At 70.6% G+C, this 21,694-nt stretch carries 18 protein-coding genes and 1 pseudogene; 9 read left to right on the top strand and 10 right to left on the bottom strand.

Features of this window, described 5'->3' with window-relative positions:
- Nucleotides 1-27 precede the first annotated feature (27 nt).
- The 4 genes from ACIBCK_RS32475 (at nt 28) to ACIBCK_RS32460 (ending at nt 4,710) form a co-directional block, all read left to right on the top strand.
- Entirely contained in the window at nt 28-1,122 is a 1,095-nt protein-coding gene (locus ACIBCK_RS32475; RefSeq protein WP_399396082.1) for a thiamine ABC transporter substrate binding subunit, read from the top strand.
- The gene (locus ACIBCK_RS32470; protein ID WP_399396081.1) at nt 1,098-2,783 is read left to right on the top strand and encodes an ABC transporter permease; all 1,686 of its coding nucleotides are present in this window, start codon (nt 1,098-1,100) and stop codon (nt 2,781-2,783) included. Before ACIBCK_RS32475 ends, ACIBCK_RS32470 begins: the two co-directional genes overlap by 25 nt.
- Nucleotides 2,783-3,826: an ABC transporter ATP-binding protein gene (locus ACIBCK_RS32465; RefSeq protein WP_399396079.1), complete on the top strand. Its 1,044-nt coding sequence runs from the start codon at nt 2,783-2,785 to the stop codon at nt 3,824-3,826. The genes ACIBCK_RS32470 and ACIBCK_RS32465 overlap by 1 nt, the downstream gene beginning before the upstream one ends.
- Before the next feature lie 92 nt (nt 3,827-3,918).
- Nucleotides 3,919-4,710 carry a maleylpyruvate isomerase family mycothiol-dependent enzyme gene (locus tag ACIBCK_RS32460; RefSeq protein ID WP_399396078.1) on the top strand — a complete coding sequence of 264 codons (792 nt, stop codon included), beginning with the start codon at nt 3,919-3,921 and terminating at the stop codon, nt 4,708-4,710.
- 561 nt (nt 4,711-5,271) lie between these two features.
- Here ACIBCK_RS32460 and ACIBCK_RS32455 read toward each other — a convergent pair.
- The 6 genes and pseudogenes from ACIBCK_RS32455 to ACIBCK_RS32430 all read right to left on the bottom strand — a co-directional run bounded on the left by ACIBCK_RS32455 (nt 5,272) and on the right by ACIBCK_RS32430 (nt 11,799).
- Nucleotides 5,272-6,435: an LOG family protein gene (locus ACIBCK_RS32455; protein WP_399396076.1), complete on the bottom strand. Its 1,164-nt coding sequence runs from the start codon at nt 6,433-6,435 to the stop codon at nt 5,272-5,274.
- 87 nt (nt 6,436-6,522) lie between these two features.
- On the bottom strand, nt 6,523-6,927 hold the full coding sequence (locus ACIBCK_RS32450; RefSeq protein ID WP_399396074.1) for a VOC family protein: 405 nt from the start codon (nt 6,925-6,927) through the stop codon (nt 6,523-6,525).
- Between the two features lie 136 nt (nt 6,928-7,063).
- Nucleotides 7,064-8,242 (bottom strand): hypothetical protein, encoded by a 1,179-nt coding sequence (locus ACIBCK_RS32445; protein ID WP_399396072.1) that lies wholly within the window; start codon nt 8,240-8,242, stop codon nt 7,064-7,066.
- Nucleotides 8,243-9,024: 782 nt separating this feature from the next.
- Nucleotides 9,025-9,714: pseudogene (locus ACIBCK_RS32440) on the bottom strand (ABC transporter ATP-binding protein); the annotation flags it as partial.
- Nucleotides 9,715-9,922: 208 nt separating this feature from the next.
- On the bottom strand, nt 9,923-11,302 hold the full coding sequence (locus ACIBCK_RS32435; RefSeq protein ID WP_399396071.1) for an aspartate aminotransferase family protein: 1,380 nt from the start codon (nt 11,300-11,302) through the stop codon (nt 9,923-9,925).
- The gene (locus tag ACIBCK_RS32430) at nt 11,287-11,799 is read right to left on the bottom strand and encodes an Lrp/AsnC family transcriptional regulator (RefSeq protein WP_367049304.1); all 513 of its coding nucleotides are present in this window, start codon (nt 11,797-11,799) and stop codon (nt 11,287-11,289) included. The genes ACIBCK_RS32435 and ACIBCK_RS32430 overlap by 16 nt, the downstream gene beginning before the upstream one ends.
- A gap of 161 nt (nt 11,800-11,960) precedes the next feature.
- On the opposite strand from ACIBCK_RS32430, the gene ACIBCK_RS32425 reads away from it, so the two are divergent.
- The 3 genes from ACIBCK_RS32425 to ACIBCK_RS32415 all read left to right on the top strand — a co-directional run bounded on the left by ACIBCK_RS32425 (nt 11,961) and on the right by ACIBCK_RS32415 (nt 17,468).
- Nucleotides 11,961-13,400 (top strand): gamma-aminobutyraldehyde dehydrogenase, encoded by a 1,440-nt coding sequence (locus ACIBCK_RS32425; protein ID WP_399396069.1) that lies wholly within the window; start codon nt 11,961-11,963, stop codon nt 13,398-13,400.
- A 171-nt stretch (nt 13,401-13,571) separates the two neighbouring features.
- The gene (locus tag ACIBCK_RS32420; protein ID WP_399396067.1) at nt 13,572-16,178 is read left to right on the top strand and encodes an MXAN_6230/SCO0854 family RING domain-containing protein; all 2,607 of its coding nucleotides are present in this window, start codon (nt 13,572-13,574) and stop codon (nt 16,176-16,178) included.
- 99 nt (nt 16,179-16,277) lie between these two features.
- The gene (locus ACIBCK_RS32415) at nt 16,278-17,468 is read left to right on the top strand and encodes a PotD/PotF family extracellular solute-binding protein (protein WP_399396065.1); all 1,191 of its coding nucleotides are present in this window, start codon (nt 16,278-16,280) and stop codon (nt 17,466-17,468) included.
- Between the two features lie 36 nt (nt 17,469-17,504).
- On the opposite strand, the gene ACIBCK_RS32410 is transcribed toward ACIBCK_RS32415, so the two are convergent.
- Both ACIBCK_RS32410 and ACIBCK_RS32405 read right to left on the bottom strand, forming a co-directional pair.
- Entirely contained in the window at nt 17,505-17,975 is a 471-nt protein-coding gene (locus tag ACIBCK_RS32410; protein ID WP_399396064.1) for a hypothetical protein, read from the bottom strand.
- Nucleotides 17,976-17,999: 24 nt separating this feature from the next.
- Nucleotides 18,000-18,386 (bottom strand): hypothetical protein, encoded by a 387-nt coding sequence (locus tag ACIBCK_RS32405; protein ID WP_399396062.1) that lies wholly within the window; start codon nt 18,384-18,386, stop codon nt 18,000-18,002.
- Nucleotides 18,387-18,470: 84 nt separating this feature from the next.
- On the opposite strand from ACIBCK_RS32405, the gene ACIBCK_RS32400 reads away from it, so the two are divergent.
- A complete protein-coding gene (locus tag ACIBCK_RS32400; protein WP_399396061.1) occupies nt 18,471-19,283 on the top strand; it encodes a hypothetical protein in 813 nt (270 codons plus the stop codon).
- Entirely contained in the window at nt 19,280-19,948 is a 669-nt protein-coding gene (locus ACIBCK_RS32395) for a class F sortase (protein WP_399396059.1), read from the top strand. The genes ACIBCK_RS32400 and ACIBCK_RS32395 overlap by 4 nt, the downstream gene beginning before the upstream one ends.
- A gap of 35 nt (nt 19,949-19,983) precedes the next feature.
- Here ACIBCK_RS32395 and ACIBCK_RS32390 read toward each other — a convergent pair whose 3' ends face one another.
- Both ACIBCK_RS32390 and ACIBCK_RS32385 read right to left on the bottom strand, forming a co-directional pair.
- Nucleotides 19,984-21,162, bottom strand: a complete 1,179-nt coding sequence (locus ACIBCK_RS32390) for a serine hydrolase domain-containing protein (RefSeq protein ID WP_399396057.1) — start codon at nt 21,160-21,162, stop codon at nt 19,984-19,986.
- A gap of 152 nt (nt 21,163-21,314) precedes the next feature.
- Entirely contained in the window at nt 21,315-21,683 is a 369-nt protein-coding gene (locus tag ACIBCK_RS32385; protein WP_399396055.1) for a winged helix-turn-helix transcriptional regulator, read from the bottom strand.
- Between the last annotated feature and the right edge of the window lie 11 nt (nt 21,684-21,694).

Here is a 21,694-nt window from a genome sequence, read left to right as displayed (position 1 = left end):
CGTCTCTTCCTGGTCACTCCAGGAGGAATGAATTCAGTGAGTACCACCAAGAAGATCACGCTCACCGCGGTCGCGGTGAGCGTCGGGCTCGTCGCGCTCTCCGCGTGCGGCAGCTCGTCCGACAGCGGCGACAAGGCCGACTCCAAGAGCGTCACACTCGTCAGCCATGACTCGTTCAACGTCTCCAAGGACGTGCTGAAGGCGTTCGAGAAGAGCTCCGGGTACAAGGTCAACGTCCTCAAGGACGGGGACGCGGGCGCCGCTGTGAACAAGGCGATCCTGTCCAAGGACAACCCCCAGGGCGACGTCTTCTTCGGCGTAGACAACACGCTTCTGTCGCGTGCGCTCGACAACGGCCTCTTCCAGTCGTACGAGGCCAAGGGCTCGGACCAGGTCGCCTCGCAGTTCCGCGTCGATCAGGGGAAGCACCGGGTCACGCCCGTCGACAGCGGCGACATCTGCGTCAACTACGACAAGAAGTACTTCGCCGACAAGAAGCTCGCGCCGCCGAAGTCCTTCGCGGATCTGACCAAGCCCGCGTACAAGGACCTGCTGGTCACCGAGAACGCGTCGACCTCGTCCCCCGGCCTCGGGTTCCTGCTCGGCACCGCCGCCCAGTACGGCGACGACGGCTGGCAGGGCTATTGGAAGAAGCTCAAGGACAACGGCGTCAAGGTCGTCGACGGCTGGGAGCAGGCCTACAACGAGGAGTTCTCCGGGTCCGCCGGCGGCAAGAAGGCCAAGGGCGACCGGCCGCTCGTCGTCTCGTACGCCTCGTCCCCGCCCGTCGAGGTGCTCTACGCCAAGCCGCAGCCCAAGGAGGCGCCGACCGGCGTCGCGACCGGCACCTGCTTCCGGCAGGTCGAGTACGCGGGTCTGCTCGACAACGCCCGGAACGAGAAGGGCGGCAAGGCGCTGCTCGACTTCCTGATCAGCGCCGAGTTCCAGGAGGACATGCCGCTGAACATGTTCGTGAACCCGGTCCGTGAGGGCGGCAAGCTGCCGGAGCTGTTCACGGAGCACGGCGTGAGCGTCGACAAGCCGGAGACCATGGCTCCGAAGAAGATCTCCGACAACCGCGAGCAGTGGGTCAAGTCGTGGACCTCGCTCGTACTGAAGTAAGCACGTCCCGTAAGGGGCTCGCGCGCGGGAGCGCGACGCGGCTCGGTCTCATGGCCGTGCCCGTCGCGTTCTTCGCCGTCTTCTTCGCCTATCCGGTCGCCGCGATCGTCGCGCGCGGCCTGAAGGTCGGCGGGGACTGGCAGTTCGGGCGGATCGCGGAGGTCGTCGGGCAGTCCGACGTCCGGCACGTGCTGTGGTTCACCACCTGGCAGGCGCTTGCCTCGACGGCGCTCACCCTGCTGATCGCGCTCCCTGGCGCGTACGTCTTCGCGCGCTTCGAGTTCAGGGGCAAGCAGATTCTGCGGGCCGTCGTCGCGGTGCCGTTCGTGCTGCCGACCGTCGTCGTCGGGACCGCTTTCCTCGCGCTGCTCGGCCGGGGCGGGCTGCTCGACGAGATGTGGGGCGTACGCCTCGACACGACGGTGTGGGCGATCCTGCTCGCGCACGTCTTCTTCAACTACGCCGTCGTCGTACGGACCGTCGGCGGGCTCTGGTCGCAGCTCGACCCGCGCCAGGAGGAGGCCGCGCGGATGCTCGGCGCCTCGCGGTGGACCGCCTGGCGGACCGTCACGCTGCCCGCGCTCGGTCCCGCGGTCGCCGCGGCCTCCCTCATGGTCTTCCTCTTCACGTTCACCTCCTTCGGCGTCGTGCAGATCCTCGGCGGACCCGCGTACTCGACGCTCGAAGTGGAGATCTACCGGCAGACCGCCCAGCTTCTCGACCTGTCGACGGCCGCCGTACTGACGATCGTGCAGTTCGCCGCGGTCGGCGCGATCCTCGCCGTGCACGCGTGGACCGTGCGCCGCAGGGAGAGTGCGCTGAAGCTGGTCGACGCCTCCGTGGTCGCGCGTCGTCCGCGCGGCGCGGGGCAGTGGTCGCTGCTCGGCGGGGTCATGGTCACGATCGCCGTGCTGATACTGCTGCCGCTCGGGGTGCTGATCGAGCGGTCGCTGAGCGGCCCCGACGGCTACGGCTTCACGTACTACAAGGAGTTGACGTCGGCGGAGGGCGGGGCGTTCCTCGTCCCGCCGATCGAGGCGGTCTGGAACTCGCTCCAGTACGCGCTCGCCGCCACCGCCATCGCCCTGGTGATCGGCGGGCTCGCCGCCGCGGCGCTCACCCGGAAGGCGGGCCGCCTGGTGCGCGGCTTCGACGCGCTCCTGATGCTGCCGCTCGGGGTGTCCGCGGTGACGGTCGGCTTCGGTTTCCTGATCACGCTGGACAAGCCGCCGCTCGACCTGCGCTCGACGTGGATTCTGGTGCCGCTCGCGCAGGCCCTGGTGGGCGTGCCCTTCGTCGTACGCACCATGCTTCCCGTCCTGCGCGCGGTGGACGGACGCCTGCGTGAGGCGGCTGCCGTGCTCGGGGCCTCGCCGCTGCGGGCGTGGCGGGAGGTCGACCTGCCGATGGTGCGGCGCGCGCTGCTGATCGCCGCCGGGTTCGCCTTCGCCGTGTCCCTGGGGGAGTTCGGCGCGACCGTGTTCATCGCGCGGCCGGACAACCCGACGCTTCCGGTGGCCGTGGCGCGGCTCCTGGGGCGGGCGGGAGAGCTCAACTACGGGCAGGCGATGGCACTTTCGACAATCTTGATGGTGGTGTGCGCGGTGTCGCTGCTGCTGCTCGAACGCCTCCGTACCGACCGCACGACCGGGGAGTTCTGATGGCCTTGCTGACGCTGGCGGATGCGACCGTACGGTTCGGGGCGCGGGCCGTCCTCGACGAGGTCGCCCTGGAGGTCGAGGAGCACGAGATCCTGTGCGTGCTCGGGCCGAGCGGCAGCGGTAAGTCGACGCTGCTGCGTGCGGTCGCCGGGCTCCAGGATCTCGACGGCGGGCAGGTGCTCCTCGGCGGGAAGGACCAGCGGGGTGTGCCCGCGCACAAGCGTGGGGTCGGCCTGATGTTCCAGGACCATCAGCTTTTCCCGCAGCGTGACGTGGCCGGCAATGTCGCCTTCGGGCTGCGGATGCACGGGGCTTCGCGGGGCGAACAGGCCGACCGCGTGGCCGAGTTGCTCGAACTCGTGGGGCTTCCGGGTGCGCAGCGCCGGGCCGTCGCCTCGCTCTCCGGCGGCGAGCAGCAGCGGGTCGCCCTCGCGCGTGCGCTCGCACCGAGGCCGCGCCTGCTGATGCTCGACGAGCCGCTCGGGCAGCTCGACCGTTCGCTGCGGGAGCGGCTTGTCGTCGAACTCCGTGAGCTGTTCGACGAGTTGGGTACGACGGTGCTCGCGGTCACGCACGACCAGGGCGAGGCGTTCGCGCTCGCGGACCGGGTGGTGGTGATGCGGGAGGGGCGGATCGCCCAGTCCGGTACGCCACTTGAGGTCTGGCGGCATCCGGCTGACGAGTTCGTCGCACGTTTCCTGGGCTTCGACAACATCGTCGACGCGACGGTGTCCGGTGAGGTGGCCGACACCGCCTGGGGCAAGGTTCCGGTGCCGGAGGGTGCCGGGGGCCCTGCCGGGAGCCCGGCGGACGGGCGGCGCCGGCTGTTGGTGCGGCCGGCCGGGGTGCGGCTGGTGCCGGCCGACGAGGGGTTGGCGTGCATGGTGACCGCGCGCACGTTCCGGGGCACGCATGTCGCCGTCCACCTGGAGCCTCGGGTCGGGCCGCGGCTTGAGGCGGCCTGTGCGTTGCGGGATGCGCCTGGGGTGGGGGAGACGGTGGGGGTGGCGTTTGATGTGGGGGATGTTGTGGTGTTGGGGTGAGGTGGGGGTTGGCTGCGGTGGGGGTGGGCCGGCTTGGGGCGCGGGCGTTATTGGGGTGTGGATGGTTCGGGGATCTGCCTAGGGTGCGGGCCATGACGACACTTGAGTACGACCGCCACCGCGCCGAAGTCGCGGTCCAGCTGGGCCTTTTGAGGGAGACGTTGGCCGGGGCGGATCTGTCGGCCACCGTGCCGACGTGTCCGGAGTGGACCCTCGGGTACCTCGCCCGGCATATGGGGGGTGCCGTGCGCTGGGCGGAGCGGCTGGTGGGCACGCGGGCCACGGGGGACATCCCGGAGGAGGAGATACCGGGGATCAGCGGGCCGGAGGGCGACGACCCCGCTGCTCTCGACGCGTGGCTGGCGGAGACCGCCGAGCTCTTCGTGGGGACGATGGGCGGCGCGCAGGCCGATACGGCGGTGTGGTCCTGGTCCGACCGTCACGACGCCGGGTTCTGGGCGCGGCGCATGACGCATGAGGTGGCCGTCCATCGGGCGGATGCGGCGATCGCCGCGGGCGTTCCGTATGAAGTCGCGCCGGATGTCGCCGCCGATGCGATTGACGAGTGGCTGGAGATCGTGCAGTACGTGCAGCGGTCCGATGCCGACGACAGTGCCGCTGAGTTGCGTGGGGCGGGGCGCAGTATTCATCTGCATGCGACTGATGCGCCCGCGGAGCTGAACGCGGAGTGGGTCATCGAGTTCGTAGACGACGGTTTCGTGTGGCGGCGGGGCCACGAGAAGGCGACGGTCGCTTTGCGGGGCCCGCTCACTGAGGTCCTGCTCGCGTTCTATCGCCGGCGGCCGCTGGACGGTGGGGGCGTCGAGGTTCTGGGGGATCGGGAGCTGCTGGACTTCTGGCTGGAGAGGGCTTCGTTCGGCTGAGTTTTCTGGCGCGGGGCCTGGCGCGGGGCCTGGCGCGGGGGCCTTGGGGCGCTGTCATCGCCGGCTCCGCCGAGCTCGTCCTCAAACGCCGGACGGGCTGGGGGTGGGCTGGGCGGGGTGGATTTCCGCCGGGCGCGGTGGAGCTCGCCGGGCGGACTGGGCGCCTTCGTAGGGCGGGCTGGAACTTTCACCGGCCCGGCTGGGAGCTCTGCGGAGGCGGGACTTGGGCCCCGCAGGGCCGACTGGGATCGCCGTGGGGTGGGCTGGTATCTCCGCAGGGCGGGTTGGCTTTGCGCGGGGCGAAGTGGGATCTCTGCGGGAGCTGGGGTCCCGGCAGTGGGGTCTCCGCGTGGTGGGGTGGTTCTTCAGCGGGCGGGGTGGGATCTCGCTGGGAGGGCTGGAAGCTCCCGCTGCCGGGCTGGGGTTTTTGCCGGACGGCATGAAATTTTCGCTAGGGCAGGGGGAACTGCGCCGGGCGGGGAAGCTGCGTTGGGCAGGGGGCTTCGCCTGGCCGGGGAGGTGCCGTCGCGTGGGGAAAGAAGGGGCGGGGTGGGCCAGGGGTTAGTTGGGTTGGTTGAAGCCTTGTAGGGCTGCTGGGACGTCCTGCACCCTTTCCACCAATGCGATCCGGGACTCCATCGAGCGGCCCCGTGCCAGCGCCTGTAGCAGCGGCCATGCGGGAAGGCGTTCCGTCCAGTGTTCGTGGTTCACCAGGATCATGGGGACCGGCTCGCCGCGGGACTCGTAGTAGTTCGGGGTTGCCGCGTCGAAGATTTCCTGGAGCGTGCCCGCGGCGCCGGGCAGGAAGATCACGCCCCCGTTCGAGCGGGCGAGCAGACCGTCCTCGCGGGTGGCGTTCGCGAAGTACTTCGCCAGGTGGGTGGCGAAGGCGTTCGGCGGCTCGTGGCCGTAGAACCACGTGGGGACGCCCACCGACGCGCCACCGTCCGGCCAGCGCTCGCGCACGTCGAAGGCCGCCCGCGCCCACTCGGTGACCGAGGGAGTGAACGACGGTGCCTTGGCGAGGAGTTCGAGCGCCTCGTCCAGCATCTCCTCGCGGAAGACCGACGCGTACGCGCCCAGGTTCGCCGCCTCCATCGCGCCGGGGCCGCCACCCGTGGCGACCGTGAACCCGGCGCGGGCGAGCGAGCGGCCGAGCCGGGCCGCGCCCTCGTACGCCTCCGTTCCGCGGGCCATCGCGTGGCCGCCCATCACGCCCACCACCCGGGCGCTGACCAGCAGTTCGTCGAGGGCGTCCGAGATCGAGTCGTCGTGGATCGCGCGGAGCATCGAGGAGAAGACGTCACCGTCGGCCTTGGTCTCCTGGAACCACTCGTACGCACGGGCGTCGGGCGTCGCCTCGTACCCACCCTCGGAGAGCCCGGCGAAGAGCTCGTCCGGCGTGTGGAGAAGACCGCGGTACGGGTCGAAGGGCAGGCCGGGGACGGGCGGGAACACCAGAGCTCCGGCGGCCCGGACCGCGTCCACCGCGCTCGGCTCCATCAGGCAGCCGAGGAACACCGTGCCCGTTGCGTCGCACGCCGTCAGCGCGGACGTACGTCCCATCAGGTCTATGGCCTGGACTCGGCACCCGGCGAGCGAGCCGCCCGCGGCGATCTCGTCGAACTCGTCGAGCGACTCGATCTCGCGGTCGCCGCCCGGAAGCCGGGGCGAGGGGCCGGGGGCGGATGCGGATGCGGATGCGGGTTCGGGAGTCGGCAGCATCCGCCCATGCTAAGCAGACCGCCCGATCGTCGATCGCCCCCTGGCCCGCCGGGTTCGCCGGCCCAGTACCTCTGGCCCTCGGCCCCTCTACCCCTCCACCGCGGACTCGTCCATCCACATGATTTCCCAGGTGTGGCCGTCCAAGTCGTCGAAGGCGCGGCCGTACATCATGCCGAAGTCCTGTGTCTTGCCCGCCGTGCCGCCTGCCGCCACGGCCTTGTCCACCAGCTCGTCGACCTTGTCGCGGCTCTCGGCGCTCAGACAGAGCAGTGTCTCGCTCGTCGTCCGTGAGTCCGCGATCTGCTTCTCCGTGAACTGCTGGTAGTGGCTCTTGCTCAGCATCATCGCGATGATCGTGTCGCTGATCACGACGCAGGCGCAGTCGTCCGTCGTGAACTGCGGGTTCAGCGAGTAGCCGAGCTCCGTGAAGAACTTCTTCGAGCTGTCGACGTCGTTCACGGCGAGGTTCACGAAGATCATCTGCTGGTACATGAGGGCTCCCGTTGCGGTGAGTTCTGCGTGGCGCGTGCGTTCGGTGTCTGTGTCCTACGGAGGGGTAGACGAACGTTCGACGCAGAACTCATCGCCCGGAGCGGGCTCTTTTCCCGCGAGTTGGGCGGCGGGCTCCTCAGCCCGCGAGAGGCAGCGCGGCCAACTCCGCCACCACCCAGGTCAGCGGCCCGAACACCGCCGCGAGCGTGCCTGCCCGCAGTGCGGCGGTGCCGCGCAGCATCGACGCCGGAGCCCCGAGCTGGAGCAGCGCCGACGTCGTGTCCGAGCGCGCGTGCTTGGCCTCGACCGCGGCCGTGGCCAGGGTCAGTACCGCGCAGCCCGCCACGAGCAGCGAGCCGAGCGTGGTCAGCGGGCCGACCTCGGGCCGGTTACCGGAGTAGAGCGTGAGCGCCGCGTACGCCCCGGAGCCCACCACGCACAGCACTCCGAGCGGCCGGCCGATCCGCCGCGCCTCCTCCTGCAGCCCGCGTCCGGCCAGGAGCCGCATCGCGCCGGGCCTGGCCGACTGCAGGATGCGCCCGCACAGGAACGTGAGGCCGGGGCCCGCGATGGCGAGGCCGAGCGCCGTGAGCGCCCATCCGGCGAGGACGCCCGCCGGGCTGCCGGTGAGACCGCCCGGCATCCGCAGGTCCGAGGCGCCGGGGGAGCGGCTCGCGTACGTCTCGACGGCGAGGCCTGCCGCGAGGAGCGCGACTCCCCAGGGAAGGCCGCTCGGCGGGGCTGCCGGTGCGTTCGGGTCCGGCGGGCCGGCATCGTGGGCGTCCTGCTTGCCGTTGGACTTCGGGGTCCGGGGCCGCAGTACCGCAGCGCTTCCCGCGGAGGCGAGCAGCGGTACAAGGGCGAGCAGGGTGAGTGCCGCAGGGAGGGGCAACGGCTGGCCGGCGGCGAGCAGTTCGGCTCCGGCGCCGTCGAACGGCAGGCCCGACAGGTCGCCGCGCAGGTGCAGGAAGAACAGGAGCGCGACCATCGAGCCGAGCGTGCACGCCACCGCGGTGGAGATCGTGGCGAGGACCATGAGCCTCGCCGGCCCGAGCCCCACCGCCGAGAGCCCGGAGCGCGGCCGGGTCGCAGGGTCGGTGCGTGCGACGGTGACGGCGAAGTACACCGTGGCGGCGATCGGTGCGACGCACCAGGCGAGCCGTAGCAGGGCTCCGCCGGACGCGTCCGGGTGGCCCATCGCGTACCCCAGCGTGCACAGGAGCAGGAAGCCGGTGCCGGCCGACGCCCCGGCGACCAGCAGCCTGCGCAGCTGGACCAGGGGATGGGCCCCGCGGGCTAGACGGAGAGCGAGCACGCGGCCCGGCCTTCCTTGTCGTCGGAGTCACCCTCGACGGCCACGGCCCCGGAGCCTCCGACGCCCGCTGTACCGGAGTCTCCGGCGCCCGCGGCCCTGGAGCCCGCGGCAGCTACCGCCCTGGAGCCTCCGCCCCCCGGCGTACCGGAGCCTTCGGCGGCTGCGATCCCGGCGCCCCCGGCCCCCGCTGTCCCGGAGCCTTCGGCGGCGGCTCTACCGAGGCCCTCGGCGGCAGCGGTCCGGGAGCCTTCGGCCTCCGCTGTGCCGGAGCCTTCGGTGGTCGCGGTCCTGGAGCCCCCGGCAGTCGCCGTCCCGGAGCCTTCGGCGGTCGCTGACCCGGAGCCTCCGGCGGAAGCGGTCCCGGCGCTGCCTACGGCGGTCGCCTTACCTGAGCCCTCGGTGGCAGCGATCCCGGAGTCTCCGCCACCCGATGTCCCGGCGCCCCCGGCACCCGCTGTCCCGGCGCCTACGGCGGCCGCTCTACCTGAGCCCTCGGTGGCAGCGATCCCGGAGTCTCCGCCACCCGCTGTCCCGGCGCCCCCGGCACCCGCTGTCCCGGCGCCTACGGCGGCCGCTCTACCGGAGCCCTCGGTGGCAGCGATCCCGGAGCCCCCGGCATCCGCAGCCCCGGAGCCCCCGGCATCCGCAGCCCCGGAGCCCCCAGCACCCGCCGCCCCGGCCCCCTCGGCCCCCGCATCCCCGGCCCCCTCGGCCGCGTCACCACCCGCCGCCTCGTGGGCGCCCGGACCGCCCTCCGTCGCCGCCGCGAGCTCCTCCGAGCCGGGCAGATGCACCGTGTTCACGCGCCTGCCGTCGAGCAGCGTGACCGTTCGGTCGGCGAGGGCGGCGACCTCTGTGTCGTGTGTGGCGATGACGACCGTGATGCCGTGCGAGCGGGCCGCGGTCGTCAGTGTGCGCAGGACGTGGGCGCGGTCGGCGCGGTGCAGGGGCGCGGTCGGCTCGTCGGCGAAGATCACGGACGGCATGGTGACCAGGGCGCGGGCGATGGCGATGCGCTGGCGCTGGGCCTGGAGCAGCGCGTGCGGCCGCTTGCGGGCGCAGTCACCGATGTCGAGCCGGTCGAGCCACTCCTGGGCCGTGGTCTTGGAGACCCGGTGCGAGGCGCCGCGCAGCATCAGCGGCATCGCGACGTTCTCCCAGCCCGTGAGCTCGGGCACGAGGTGCGGCTCGGGGTCGATCCAGCCGAAGCGGTCGCGGCGCAGGCGTTCGCGGATCACGGGACCCATCGTGTGCACCGGCGTGCTGTTGAACCAGACCTCGCCCTCGTCGGGCAGGAGCTGCCCGGACAGACAGCGCAGGAGAGTCGTCTTGCCGCTGCCGCGTGGGCCCGTGACGGCGAGGATCTCGCCCTCGCGGACACCGAGCGATACGCCGGTGAGCGCGGGCGAGCCGTTGTGTGTGACGTGTAGGGCGCGTGCCCACAGCACGTCGTTGTCCGGCGGAGCCACCATCACGTACACCTCGGTTCAGATCAGTTTGCCTCCCCCGTACGGGGGAACGAAGGCGGGGCCGATCGGTCACTGGGCACGCTAGGGATCCAGGCCGCGATGCCTGGAAACGACGCGGCCCGGGGGCACCCGTTCTCACTCGAACGGGCGCCCCCGGGGCCGGTGTTGATCACTCGATCACACTATGGATCCCGGAGGGGGATCCCAGGGATCAGAGCTTCGTCCACGCCTCCGTGAGGACCTCGCGCAGGATGCCCTCGATCTCGTCGAAGGTCTCCTGGGTGGAGATCAGCGGCGGGGCGAGCTGGACGACCGGGTCGCCACGGTCGTCGGCGCGGCAGTACAGGCCGTTCTCGTACAGCGCCTTGGAGAGGAAGCCGTACAGGACGCGCTCGGTCTCCTCGTCGTTGAACGTCTCCTTGGTGGCCTTGTCCTTCACGAGCTCGATGCCGTAGAAGAAGCCGTTGCCGCGGACGTCGCCGACGATCGGCAGGTCGTGCAGCTTGCGGAGGGTCTGGTAGAACGCGTCCTCGTTGTCGAGGACGTGCTGGTTCAGGCCCTCCTTCTCGAAGATGTCGATGTTGGCGAGGCCGACCGCGGCGGACACGGGGTGGCCGCCGAAGGTGTAGCCGTGCAGGAAGGTGTTGTCGCCCTTGTAGAACGGCTCGGCGATCTTGTCCGAGACGATGCAGGCGCCTATCGGGGAGTAGCCCGAGGTCATGCCCTTGGCGCAGGTGATCATGTCCGGTACGTAGCCGAACTTGTCACAGGCGAACATCGTGCCGAGGCGGCCGAAGGCGCAGATGACCTCGTCCGAGACGAGCAGCACGTCGTACTTGTCGCAGATCTCGCGGACCCGCTGGAAGTACCCGGGCGGCGGCGGGAAGCAGCCACCGGCGTTCTGTACCGGCTCGAGGAACACGGCCGCGACGGTCTCGGGACCCTCGAAGAGGATCTCCTGCTCGATCTGGTCGGCGGCCCAGCGGCCGAAGGCCTCGGGGTCGTCGCCATGGATCGGGGCGCGGTAGATGTTCGTGTTCGGCACCTTGTGCGCGCCCGGGACGAGCGGCTCGAAGGGGGCCTTGAGGGCCGGCAGGCCGGTGATGGACAGGGCGCCCTGCGGGGTGCCGTGGTAGGCGACCGCGCGGGAGATGACCTTGTACTTCGTGTGGTTGCCGGTGAGCTTGTGGTACTGCTTCGCCAGCTTCCACGCGGTCTCGACGGCCTCGCCGCCACCGGTGGTGAAGAAGACCTTGTTGAGGTCGCCGGGCGCGTAGTCGGCGAGACGCTCCGCGAGGTGGACGGCGTTCGGGTGGGCGTAGCTCCACACCGGGAAGAAGGCCAGCTCCTGCGCCTGCTTGTAGGCGGTCTCGGCGAGCTCGTGACGACCGTGGCCGGCGTTGACCACGAACAGGCCGGAGAGGCCGTCGAGGTACTTCTTGCCCTTGTCGTCGTAGATGTAGGTGCCTTCGCCACGCACGATGGTGGGCACGGGTGCGTTCTCGTAGTCCGACATGCGGGTGAAGTGCATCCACAAGTGGTCGTACGCGGTTTGGCTGAGGTCCTTGCTCACGGCTATCGGGTTCCCCACATATAGGTCTGCTTCTTGAGCTTCAGATAGACGAAGCTCTCGGTGGAGCGCACGCCGGGGAGGGCGCGGATGCGCTTGTTGATCACGTCGAGAAGGTGGTCGTCGTCCTCGCAGACGACCTCCACCATCAGGTCGAAGGAGCCCGCGGTCATCACCACGTACTCACACTCGGCCATGGCCGTCAGCGCTTCCGCGACGGGATCCAGATCACCCTCGACGTTGATGCCGACCATTGCCTGGCGCCGGAAACCCACGGTGAGCGGGTCCGTGACGGCGACGATCTGCATCACGCCCTGGTCGAGCAGCTTCTGGACGCGTTGCCGCACGGCCGCTTCGGAAAGGCCCACGGCCTTGCCGATGGCGGCGTACGGACGGCGTCCGTCCTCCTGAAGCTGTTCGATGATCGCCAGGGAGACGGCGTCGATGGACGAAGAACCGTTCCCGTGTCGGGAACTGCTGGAATCTGCGCTGCGACTGGCCACGACCCCATGGTGCACAGGACTCGACAGTTCCGCAAGGTCAGATCGATGAAATTCGTTGTCTAGGGGTTCGATCGTCACGGATTTCGCAGTTCTAGGGCTCCGGGTATGTTGAAAGCGTCGGTACAACGACTAGGGTGGGTGTCTCATCCACTGGACATCTGACTGGAGGGCCGGAAGTGACCACCGAGCTGCGCCGTCTGCGTAACTACATCGACGGAGAATTCCGGGACGCCGCCGACGGGCGGACCACCGAGGTGGTCAATCCCGCCACCGGCGACGCCTACGCCACCGCGCCCCTGTCGGGGCAGGCCGACGTCGACGCCGCCATGGACGCGGCCGCCGCCGCGTTCCCCGCCTGGCGCGACCTGACGCCCGCCGAGCGTCAGAAGGCCCTGCTGAAGATCGCCGACGCCTTCGAGGAGCGTGCCGAGGAGCTCATCGCGGCAGAGGTCGAGAACACGGGCAAGCCGACCGGGCTCACGCGGTCCGAGGAAATCCCGCCCATGGTCGACCAGATCCGCTTCTTCGCGGGCGCGGCCCGGATGCTCGAAGGCCGCGCGGCCGGCGAGTACATGGAGGGTCTGACCTCCATCATCCGCCGCGAGCCGATCGGCGTCTGCGCGCAGGTAGCGCCTTGGAACTACCCGATGATGATGGGCGTTTGGAAGTTCGCCCCGGCGCTCGCCGCGGGCAACACCGTCGTCCTCAAGCCCTCGGACACGACCCCCGCGTCGACCGTCCTGATGGCCGAGATCATCGGCTCGATCGTCCCCAAGGGCGTCTTCAACGTCGTCTGCGGCGACCGTGACACCGGCCGCGCGATGGTCGAGCACAACACCCCCGCGATGGCCTCCATCACCGGCTCCGTGCGCGCCGGCATGCAGGTGGCCGAGTCCGCCTCCAAGGACCTCAAGCGGGTCCACCTGGAGCTGGGCGGCAAGGCGCCGGTCGTCGTCTTCGACGACGCCGACATCGCCAAGGCCGTCGAGGACATCTCGGTGGCGGGCTTCTTCAACGCGGGCCAGGACTGTACGGCGGCCACGCGCGTGCTCGTCCACGAGTCCATCCACGACGAGTTCGTGACCGCGCTCGCCAAGGCCGCGGCCGACACGAAGACCGGCCAGCCGGACGACGAGGACGTGCTCTTCGGCCCGCTCAACAACGCCAACCAGCTGAAGCAGGTCTCCGGCTTCATCGACCGCCTTCCGGCGCACGCCAAGGTCGAGGCGGGCGGCTCGCGCGTCGGCGAGAAGGGCTTCTTCTACGCCCCGACCGTCGTCTCGGGCCTCAAGCAGGACGACGAGATCATCCAGAACGAGGTCTTCGGCCCGGTCATCACCGTCCAGTCCTTCACGGACGAGGCGCAGGCCGTGTCGTACGCGAACGGCGTGGACTACGCCCTTGCCTCCTCGGTCTGGACGCAGAACCACGCGCGCGCCATGCGCATGTCCAAGGTCCTCGACTTCGGCTGCGTCTGGATCAACACGCACATTCCGCTGGTCGCGGAGATGCCGCACGGTGGCTTCAAGAAGTCCGGGTACGGCAAGGACCTTTCGGCGTACGGGTTCGACGACTACACGCGCATCAAGCACGTCATGACGTCCATCGAGGGCTGAGTCCTCTCCTCCCCGCACTAATTGGGATGCCCGGCCCCGCCGCCCCCGCGTACCGTCAGGTGTGCGGGGGCGGCTCCGTTGTGTGCTTCCTTCTTTCTCTTCTCTGCAAAAGATCCGTAGCGCACGCACTCTCCGCCCCCGCCTTTTCTGTACCTACGGGGGTGGGACCTGATGATGATGACGACGGCTGACGACCTCGCCGGGCTGCTGCTGCGCCGCCGGCAGAGTGTGTACGTCCCCTCCGGCGCCCAGAGGTCCGCCGAGACCGACGCCGCCGTGGTCGTCCTCGAAGCCGAACTCGCCGACCGCGGGCACCTGTTGACCGCACCGCTGCGCCGCGCGCTGACTGCTCTGTCCGTCCCCGACCTCGCTGCGACCGGCATGAAGCTGCTCGCCGACGTCGACGCGCTGATGGGCTCCGACCGGCGCCATGCCCCGCTGTTCCGGCGCTTCCCCGACGAGATCCCGTACCAGCCCGCGTACGACCGCTACACCTCCCTCCTCGTCGAACACCTCGCCGCCCAGCCGCACCAACCCTGCATGAACTGCGCGGGCACCAAGGCCCGCGTCCGTGCGATCAAGCCGTGCGCCCATCTGCTGTGCGACGACTGCCACCGCAAGGAGCTCGACACCGGCTGCTGCGACGACTGCTGCATCTGGTACGCCTGCCCCGTCTGCGAGAACCGCTACGAGACGGACGGGCCCACCGACCCCTGGATCGACACCGGCGCGCACCTCGGCGGCGACGGTGGCGAGGTCCTGCGCGCGCTGTGCCTGGCGGCGCCGGGTGACGCCGCCGCCGAGCTCGCCGCCCTGCTCGCCCGCCGTACGCCTCTGAACCCCCAGGACCACGACGACCTGGTGCTGCTCCTGGGGCAGCTGGACCCGGCCGACGCCGCCGACTGGCTTCCGGACGCGATTCCCCTGCGCGAGAGCAAGGCGCTCGCCCTCGCGCCGTTGCTCGACGTGCCTGCCGTGCGCCCCCTGGTCACACGGCACGCCGACACCGCCACCGATGTGCTGCGCATCCTCGTCGTACGGTCCGGGGGCGACCCCGACCTGCTCGAACTGCCGCGTCTGCGCGGGCTCCCGCGTCCCGTTCGCCGCGAACTCCTGGCCCTGCTCGACGGGTTCGACCTGCGACGCCTCGCCGAGGACATGGCCCGCAACCCGCGCGCCTGGAAGCGGGTCGGTGAGATCCTGCACCCCTTCGAGCACGCCCACCGGCACGCGCGCGTGGCGCTCGCCTTCGCCGTCCTGCGCGGGACCCGCATCGGCGACAGCGCACTCTCCGAGGTGCTGCTCGCCGAAGCCGCACGCCACGAGGACGTCCGTATCGAAGGCGACCGGCTGCGAATCTCCACTTGGCAGGGGCGCGTCGAGGAGGCCATCGGCCGTTGGGACACCACGGCCGCGGCGGGGCTGCTGCGTGAGCGCCCCGGTGAACTCCTGCGCCGGCTCGACGTGTTGCTGGCCCGCTCGGGTTCGGCGACCCTGCCGGAGGCCGTGGGCGAGGCGCTCGCCGAGGCCCTGCCCCGCTCCGGGCCCGGCCCGCTGCTCGGTGCGTACGGCCGCATGAAGGTGCGTGCGGTGCCGGGGCACCGCCGCGTCTTCTTCCCGCGCGGGCGCGTGACCCGGGCCTACGCGGTCGACGACGAGCGGCCGCCGCTGCCGTCCCGGGTGGCGGGGCGCGCAGGTGAGCTCATCGAGGCGGAGGCCGTGCGGCGGCTCGCCGCGGGGGTGGGGGAGGGCGAGCGGTACGACGTGGCTGTCCTGGACGCCTCGCTTGCCGACCTGCCGGTGCCGTTCGCCGAGCGGGCGTCGGCGGCGTCGCTGGTCGCCGTGCCGCGCGGCAGCTCGCTGCCCATGCCCGCGGACAGCGAGAACGTGCGGCTCTTCCTGCACTGGCTGCAGCCCCAGGGCGTGCGCGTCGACCTCGACCTGTCCGTCGCGCTCTACGACGACCTGTGGCGCTTCATCGGCCTGTGCGACTACACGCACCTGACGTACGCGGGCGGCGCAGCCCGGCACTCCGGGGACCTGACGTCGGCCCCCGCCCCGCACGGCGCCACCGAGTACCTGGACCTCGACCTGCCGCGTCTTACCCACGTGGGGGTGCGCTTCGTCGTGCCCGCGGTCCTCTCGTACAACAACGTGCCCTTCGATGAACTCCCGGACGCCTTCGCGGGGTTCATGGCGGTGAAGGGCACGGGGCGCGCGGTCTACGACCCCCGCACCGTCCGGCAGCGCTTCGACCTCGCGGGTGACGCGGCGCTGCGCGTGCCGATGATCGTCGACCTGCGGTCGCGCCGCGCCTGGTGGGCCGACGTCACCCTCGCCACGGGTGACGGCAACCACGACGTGTGGCGCCACCGCAAGCAGCTCGGCCGCATGGGCAACGACCTGCTCGACACCTTCCAGCCGTGCGGTCGGGCCACCCTGTGGGACCTCGCCTGCTGGACGGCGGCGGCCCGTACCGAAGGACCGGTGTACGTACGCGGCCGTGGCGACGTCCTGTGGGGCTACCGGCGTGCCGCCGACGAGCCGCGCGCCGACTTCGCGCTGCGGGTCCGCGACGGCTGGGAGCCGGACGAGCTGCGCGCGGAGGCGGAGCTGTCAGGTCGGCGCCCTCTTCTGGCACTGCTGCACGGGGAGTTGGAGGGAACGTCCGGGGTCGCGTCCGGCACGGTGTACCGCCTCTACCCCGGGCCGGTCGACGCCGCGCCGCTGGAGCGGGTCACCGCGGGGGATCTGGCGGGGTGGCTGGAGCCGGGGTGAGGCGGGCCGGCCTCGGATCGACAGGGTGTCGCTTCCCGAGGGCTCGGCTCGACGCAGCGTCCATTGCCTGTACGGGACACGCAGGCGCATGCTGCCGGAGTGCGAGCGAATCCCAGTGCCTCCTCAGTCTCCCGCCGGTCCCTGCTGCGTGCACTCGGCGGCGGGGCGGCCGTCAGCGCGCTCGCGGGCTGCGGTGTGCCCGCCGCGTACATAGGACCCGGCGAGCGCGCCGCCGGGGACCGCTCCCGGCAGGACGGAACGCTGACCTTCGCCAACTGGCCGCTGTACATCGACACCGACGACGATGACTCGACGAAGCGGCCCTCGCTCGACGCCTTCGAGAAGCGGACCGGCATTGACGTCCGCTACACGGAGGAGATCAACGACAACGACGAGTTCTTCGGCAAGATCAGCCCGTCCCTGATGAACCACCAGGAGACGGGCCGCGATCTGATCGTCATCAGCGACTGGATGTGCGCGCGCTTCGTACGCCTGGGCTGGGTGCAGGAGATGGACAGGACCCGGCAGCCGAACGTCACCAAGTACCTCGACCCGCTGCTGCGTTCGCCGCACTTCGACCCCGGGCGCAAGCACACCGTGCCCTGGCAGTCGGGCATCACCGGCATCGCGTACAACAAGCGCAGGCTCGGCCGGGAGATCAAGCACGTCTCCGACCTGTGGGCCGACGACCTCAAGGGCAAGGTCACGCTGCTGTCCGGCCTCGACGAGTCGTTCGCGCTGCTGATGCAGGGCGACGGGGTCGACATCACGAAGTGGAAGGCCGACGACTTCCACCAGGTGTGCGACCGGGTGGAGAAGCTGGTGGCCTCGAAGCACATCCGCCGCTTCACGGGCAATGACTACATCAAGGACTTGTCGAGCGGCGACGTCCTGGCCTGCCAGGCCTACAGCGGTGACGTCATCCAACTCCAGGCCGACGACCCTGACATCGAGTTCGTGGTCCCCGAGGAGGGCGCGGAACTCTGGGCGGAATCCCTGATGATCCCCAACCTGGCCCGCCACAAGCGGAACGCGGAACGGCTCATCGACTACTACTACGAGCCCGAGGTGGCCGCGGAGCTCGCCGCCTGGGTGAACTACGTCTGCCCGGTCCCCGCGGCCCGCGACATCCTCGCCTCGTCAAAGGACAAGGAACTGGCGGCCCTCGCGGAGGACCCGCTGATCTTCCCGGACGACGCGATGCGGGGGCGGCTGAAGATCGCGCGGGACATCACGTCGGAGGAACGGACGGAGTTCGCGAAGCGGTGGAACGCGATAGCGGGGCTGTAGGGGGGGGGGCTGTAGCGGGGATGGGGGTGCTCCCGCTCAGGAGCGGCGGCGTCGACGCATGGCCTTCCGGGCGTCCGCGGCCGCGTACGTGGCCTCCAGTTGCCAGGTCTTCAGCTTGTCCTGCACCTTCGACGCGACCGCCCGCCACTTGAACCACAGCGGCAGCCGCCGGAACGGCACGTGGTCGAGGGTGTCGTCGACGGCGCTCTGGGCGAGCCCACCATGGCCCTCCGCGCGCAACGCGGCGTACAGCTCCGGCGTCAGCTCACCATTGACCCGCGCCGCCGCACCGGCCGCGGTGAAGGCGAACCCACGCTGACCGCGGTCCGCCAGCTGCATCGCCCTGACGATCCGCGGCGAGGCGTCTGCCAGCGGGCAGTTGAAGGCAAGACCGATGGCGGCGGTACCGAGACGCGACTCACCGCGCTCGTACGCGGCGTCCCACTCGGCGGGGTCGTCGACGCGCAGCAGACCTTCGCCGCTCTCCCAACTCCACTCGGATCCCATGACCGCCTTCCCCCCTCCCTCACGTCAGCGACGGCGGCGCAACACGTTCCAAGCATCCTCGACCGTCTCCCCGGACCGCAGCCACCAGCTCTCCAGCTTGTTGCGCACGGTCGTGAGCACCTTTCGCCGCCTGAGCCATGGCGGCAGGGCGTGGAACGGTACGAAGGTCAGCGTGTCGTCGATGGCGAACTCGGCGAGGCCGTTGTGCCCCTCGGCGCGCAGGGCAGCGTACAACTCCGGCGTCAGTTCTCCATTGAGTCGAGCGGCGGTGCCGGTGGCGGTGAACGCGTATGCCCGCTGATCGAGGTCCGGCAACTGCGTCGCCCTGACGATCCGCGGCGACGCCTGAGCCAGTGAACAGTTGAAGGCAAGGCCGATCGCCGCCGTACCGAGACCCCACTCGGCCGTCACGACCACGCTCCTTTCCGTTCCGCGTGCTCGATCTGAACACCCACGAGTCTCGCTGCGTTTCATGGGTAACCGAAAGGATCGAACGTGATGCTCAAGCGAACCGGCCTTCTCGTGGCGCTCGCCGCTCTGCCCGCAGCCATCATCGCCGTGACCGTCTCGTCCCCGGTGTTCGCGGCGGACCCCCCTGCCTACCAGATCGACCTGGCCCCGCTGAACGACTCCGGCTCCACGGGGACGGCACTCCTGAGCCTGCGCGGCAACGCCCTGACCGTGTGGATCAAGTCCGAGGGCATGGTGCCGGGGCAGCCGTCGGCGCAGCATCTGCACGGGTCCACCGACGGGCACGACTTCCAGTGCCCCGACGACGGTGACGACACCAATGGCGACGGCGTCCTCGACAACACCGAAGCCACTGTTCACTACGGCGACATCAATATCTCGCTGACCGGGTCCGGCGGCACCGACGCGGGCAGCGGCCTCGCCGTGGACCGGATGCCGGTGGCCGACGCGCAGGGCAAGGTCTCCTACAAGCGCACCATCACCGTGGGGCAGGACGTGGTCGAGCACATCAAGGACCTGCACATCGTGCAGCACGGCATCGACCCCAACGACAACGGCACGTACGACTTCGAGGGCGCGGGCAAGAGCGAACTCGACCCGAAGCTGCCCCAGGAGGCCACCGCTCCGACCAACTGCGGTGTGGTCAAGGGCGCGGCCGTCGGGTCCGTGCCCATCGGCGGGGTCGAGACCGGCGGAGGCGTTGCGGACCGTACGTCCGCCGGTGCCGTGACCGGCGCCGCGGGGGCCGCCACGGTGACGGCCGCCGGGGTGCTCGTACTCACGCGACGGCGCATGGTGGCCGCCCGCGCGGTCGCGAGGACCGGGGGAGCCGCGTGAGCCGCACCGCACGGCGGGCGTGGATCGGGGTTCGGCGTGCATCGGCAGCCGTGGTCGCCGCCGTCGCTGCGGCTCTGGTGCTCACCGCGTGCGCGGGGCAGGACAGCACCGCTGCCGCGCCCGCGCCTCCACGCCAGGACGCGGCGGGAGAGACCACGCCGGGCGGCGGTCCCACACAGGCGAAGGAGCCCGGCCAGGCCGACGCGCCCCTGGACAGGTCGGCTCCGCAGCGGGTCGCCATCCCCTCCCTCGGCGTGTCGAGCGCGCTGGAGACGCTCGGGCAGGGCGGGGACGGGGCGATGACGACCCCGAAGGACCCCGATCTGGCGGGCTGGTACGAACCGGGCCCCACCCCCGGCTCCAAGGGCCCGGCGGTGATCGCCGGCCACGTGACCTGGAACGGCGCGGACGCGGTCTTCAAGAAGCTGAAGACGATGAAGGCGGGGGACACGATCGAGGTGACGCGCGAGGACGGGAAGACGGCCACCTTCGCGGTGGACCGCGTCGAGGAGTATCCGAAGAAGGAGTTCCCCACCCTGGAGGTGTACAAGAACATCGACCACGCCGGGCTGCGCCTGATCACCTGCGGCGGGGAGTTCGACGCGGACCGCAACTACTACCCCAACAACGTGACGGTGTTCGCGAGCATGACGGGCGTCGCGTAGGCGCCGCCGGATCAGCACTCGGCCCCCGCCCGGTCTCAGCCCCGCTGCATGGCCGTCAGCGCGATCCGCTCGGCGATCGGGTTCATGTCCTTCCCCTTGGCGTCGGTCGCGTTCACCGAGTAGGCGAGGGTCCGTGAGCCGTTCTCGGTGGAGGCGATCATGTTCGTGTAGCCGTAGCGGGAACCGGTCTTGAGCCAGACCACCGTGCCGTCGTCCAGTTCCTTCCGCTGGAGCCCCGCGCCGAACATGGCTTCGGGGACGCCCGGCGCCAGCTCCGGCAGGGTGAACATCTCCTTCAACTGCCGCTTGGGCACGACCTTTCCGTCGAACAGTGCCTGCGTGAAGGCCTCCAGGTCGGCGGTGGAGGAGATCATGTCGCCCGCCGCGAAGCGGTCGTACTGATTCCACTCGGTGACATCGACGAGCCGGGTGGTACCGTCCGGCTGCTTCACGCTCTGGTAGCCGCGGTTGTGCGGACCGCGGATGCGCAGGTCGGTGCCGGGGAAGTAGGTGTCGCGCAGGTGGAGCGGCTTGAAGATCCGCTGCGCGGCCTGATGGGCGTACGAGTCCCCGGTGACCCGCTCGATGAGCATGCCGAGCACGGTGTAGCCGATGTTGCGGTAGTGCTGCTCGTCCCCGGGAGCGTGCTGCGGCCCCTCGGCGATGGCCGACGCGACGACCTTCCGGTAGTCCAACGTCTCGAAGCGGTGGGCGTACTCGTCCTCGAAGGCGTAGCCGCCCTGCAGGCCACTGGTGTAGTTGAGGAGGCTGCGCACGGGGATGGGCTTGAATCTCTTCTTCGGGTCCTGCTGCTTCGGGAACAGCTCCGGCATGTAGTGCTGCACCGGCTTGTCGAGGTCCAGATCGCCGTCGGCGGCCAACTGCAGCGCCACGGCGGCCGTCACGATCTTGGTCGTCGATCCGGCGCGGAAGCGTCCGTGCGGGTCGGCCTTTCTCCCCGTGGCCAGGTCATGTACGCCGGAACTCCCGCGCCAGGTCCCGTCCGTGCCGCCGACGCGGACCAGGGCGGCGGTCGCGTCGGCGTTCGGGAGGCCCTTGATCGCGGCGCGCAGGGCCTTGCCGTCCGGCGCGGGCCCCCGAGCGGAGACCGCCGCGGGCGGGGTGTGCGCCTGCGCCAGGGCGGGGGCGGTCGCGGCGCCGGTGAGGCCGATGACGAGGGCGGCGGCGAGAGCGGTACGAGCGCGGAACTGCACGGTGCGACTCCAGGAGGGCTGCGGCACGGAAGGTGTGCCGTCCATCCTGGTGAGCCCGCGGGGCGGGCGGATCCTCACTGGGGAGGGCGAGGGCCCCGTGGCTCCCGAGGGGTCAACACCCCTGCGTATCAGGGGTGTTGGGGGGCAGTCCCCTAGGGGGCGTCGGAAGCGGGACGGTCGGCGCGCTCCTGTGCGGCCATCACCTCGTCGCCGTGGTCGAACGCCCATGCCCCGAAGGCCTCGATCGGGCCCAGCAACGTCCGCCCCAGGGCGGTGAGTTCGTACTCGACGCGGGGCGGCGACTCGGCGTACGACTTGCGCGAGACCAGGCCGTTGTGTTCGAGGCGGCGCAGCGTCTCGGTGAGGATCTTGGGGCTGATGCCGCCGATCCTGCCGCGCAGTTCACCGGGGCGGCGCGGTCCGTGCCGCAGGGCCCAGAGCGTCACCGCGTTCCAGGTGTTGGCGAGCAGGTCGAAGGCGAGCCGGGCGCGGCAGTCGGCGAGCAGGTCGTCGTTCGTCACGTACCGAATGG

It is taken from the genome of Streptomyces sp. NPDC051218 (assembly GCF_044455475.1).
Lineage (GTDB): Bacteria > Actinomycetota > Actinomycetes > Streptomycetales > Streptomycetaceae > Streptomyces.
The sequence above is the reverse complement of the archived record's forward strand: the minus strand, read 5'-3'. Positions and strand labels throughout refer to the sequence as shown.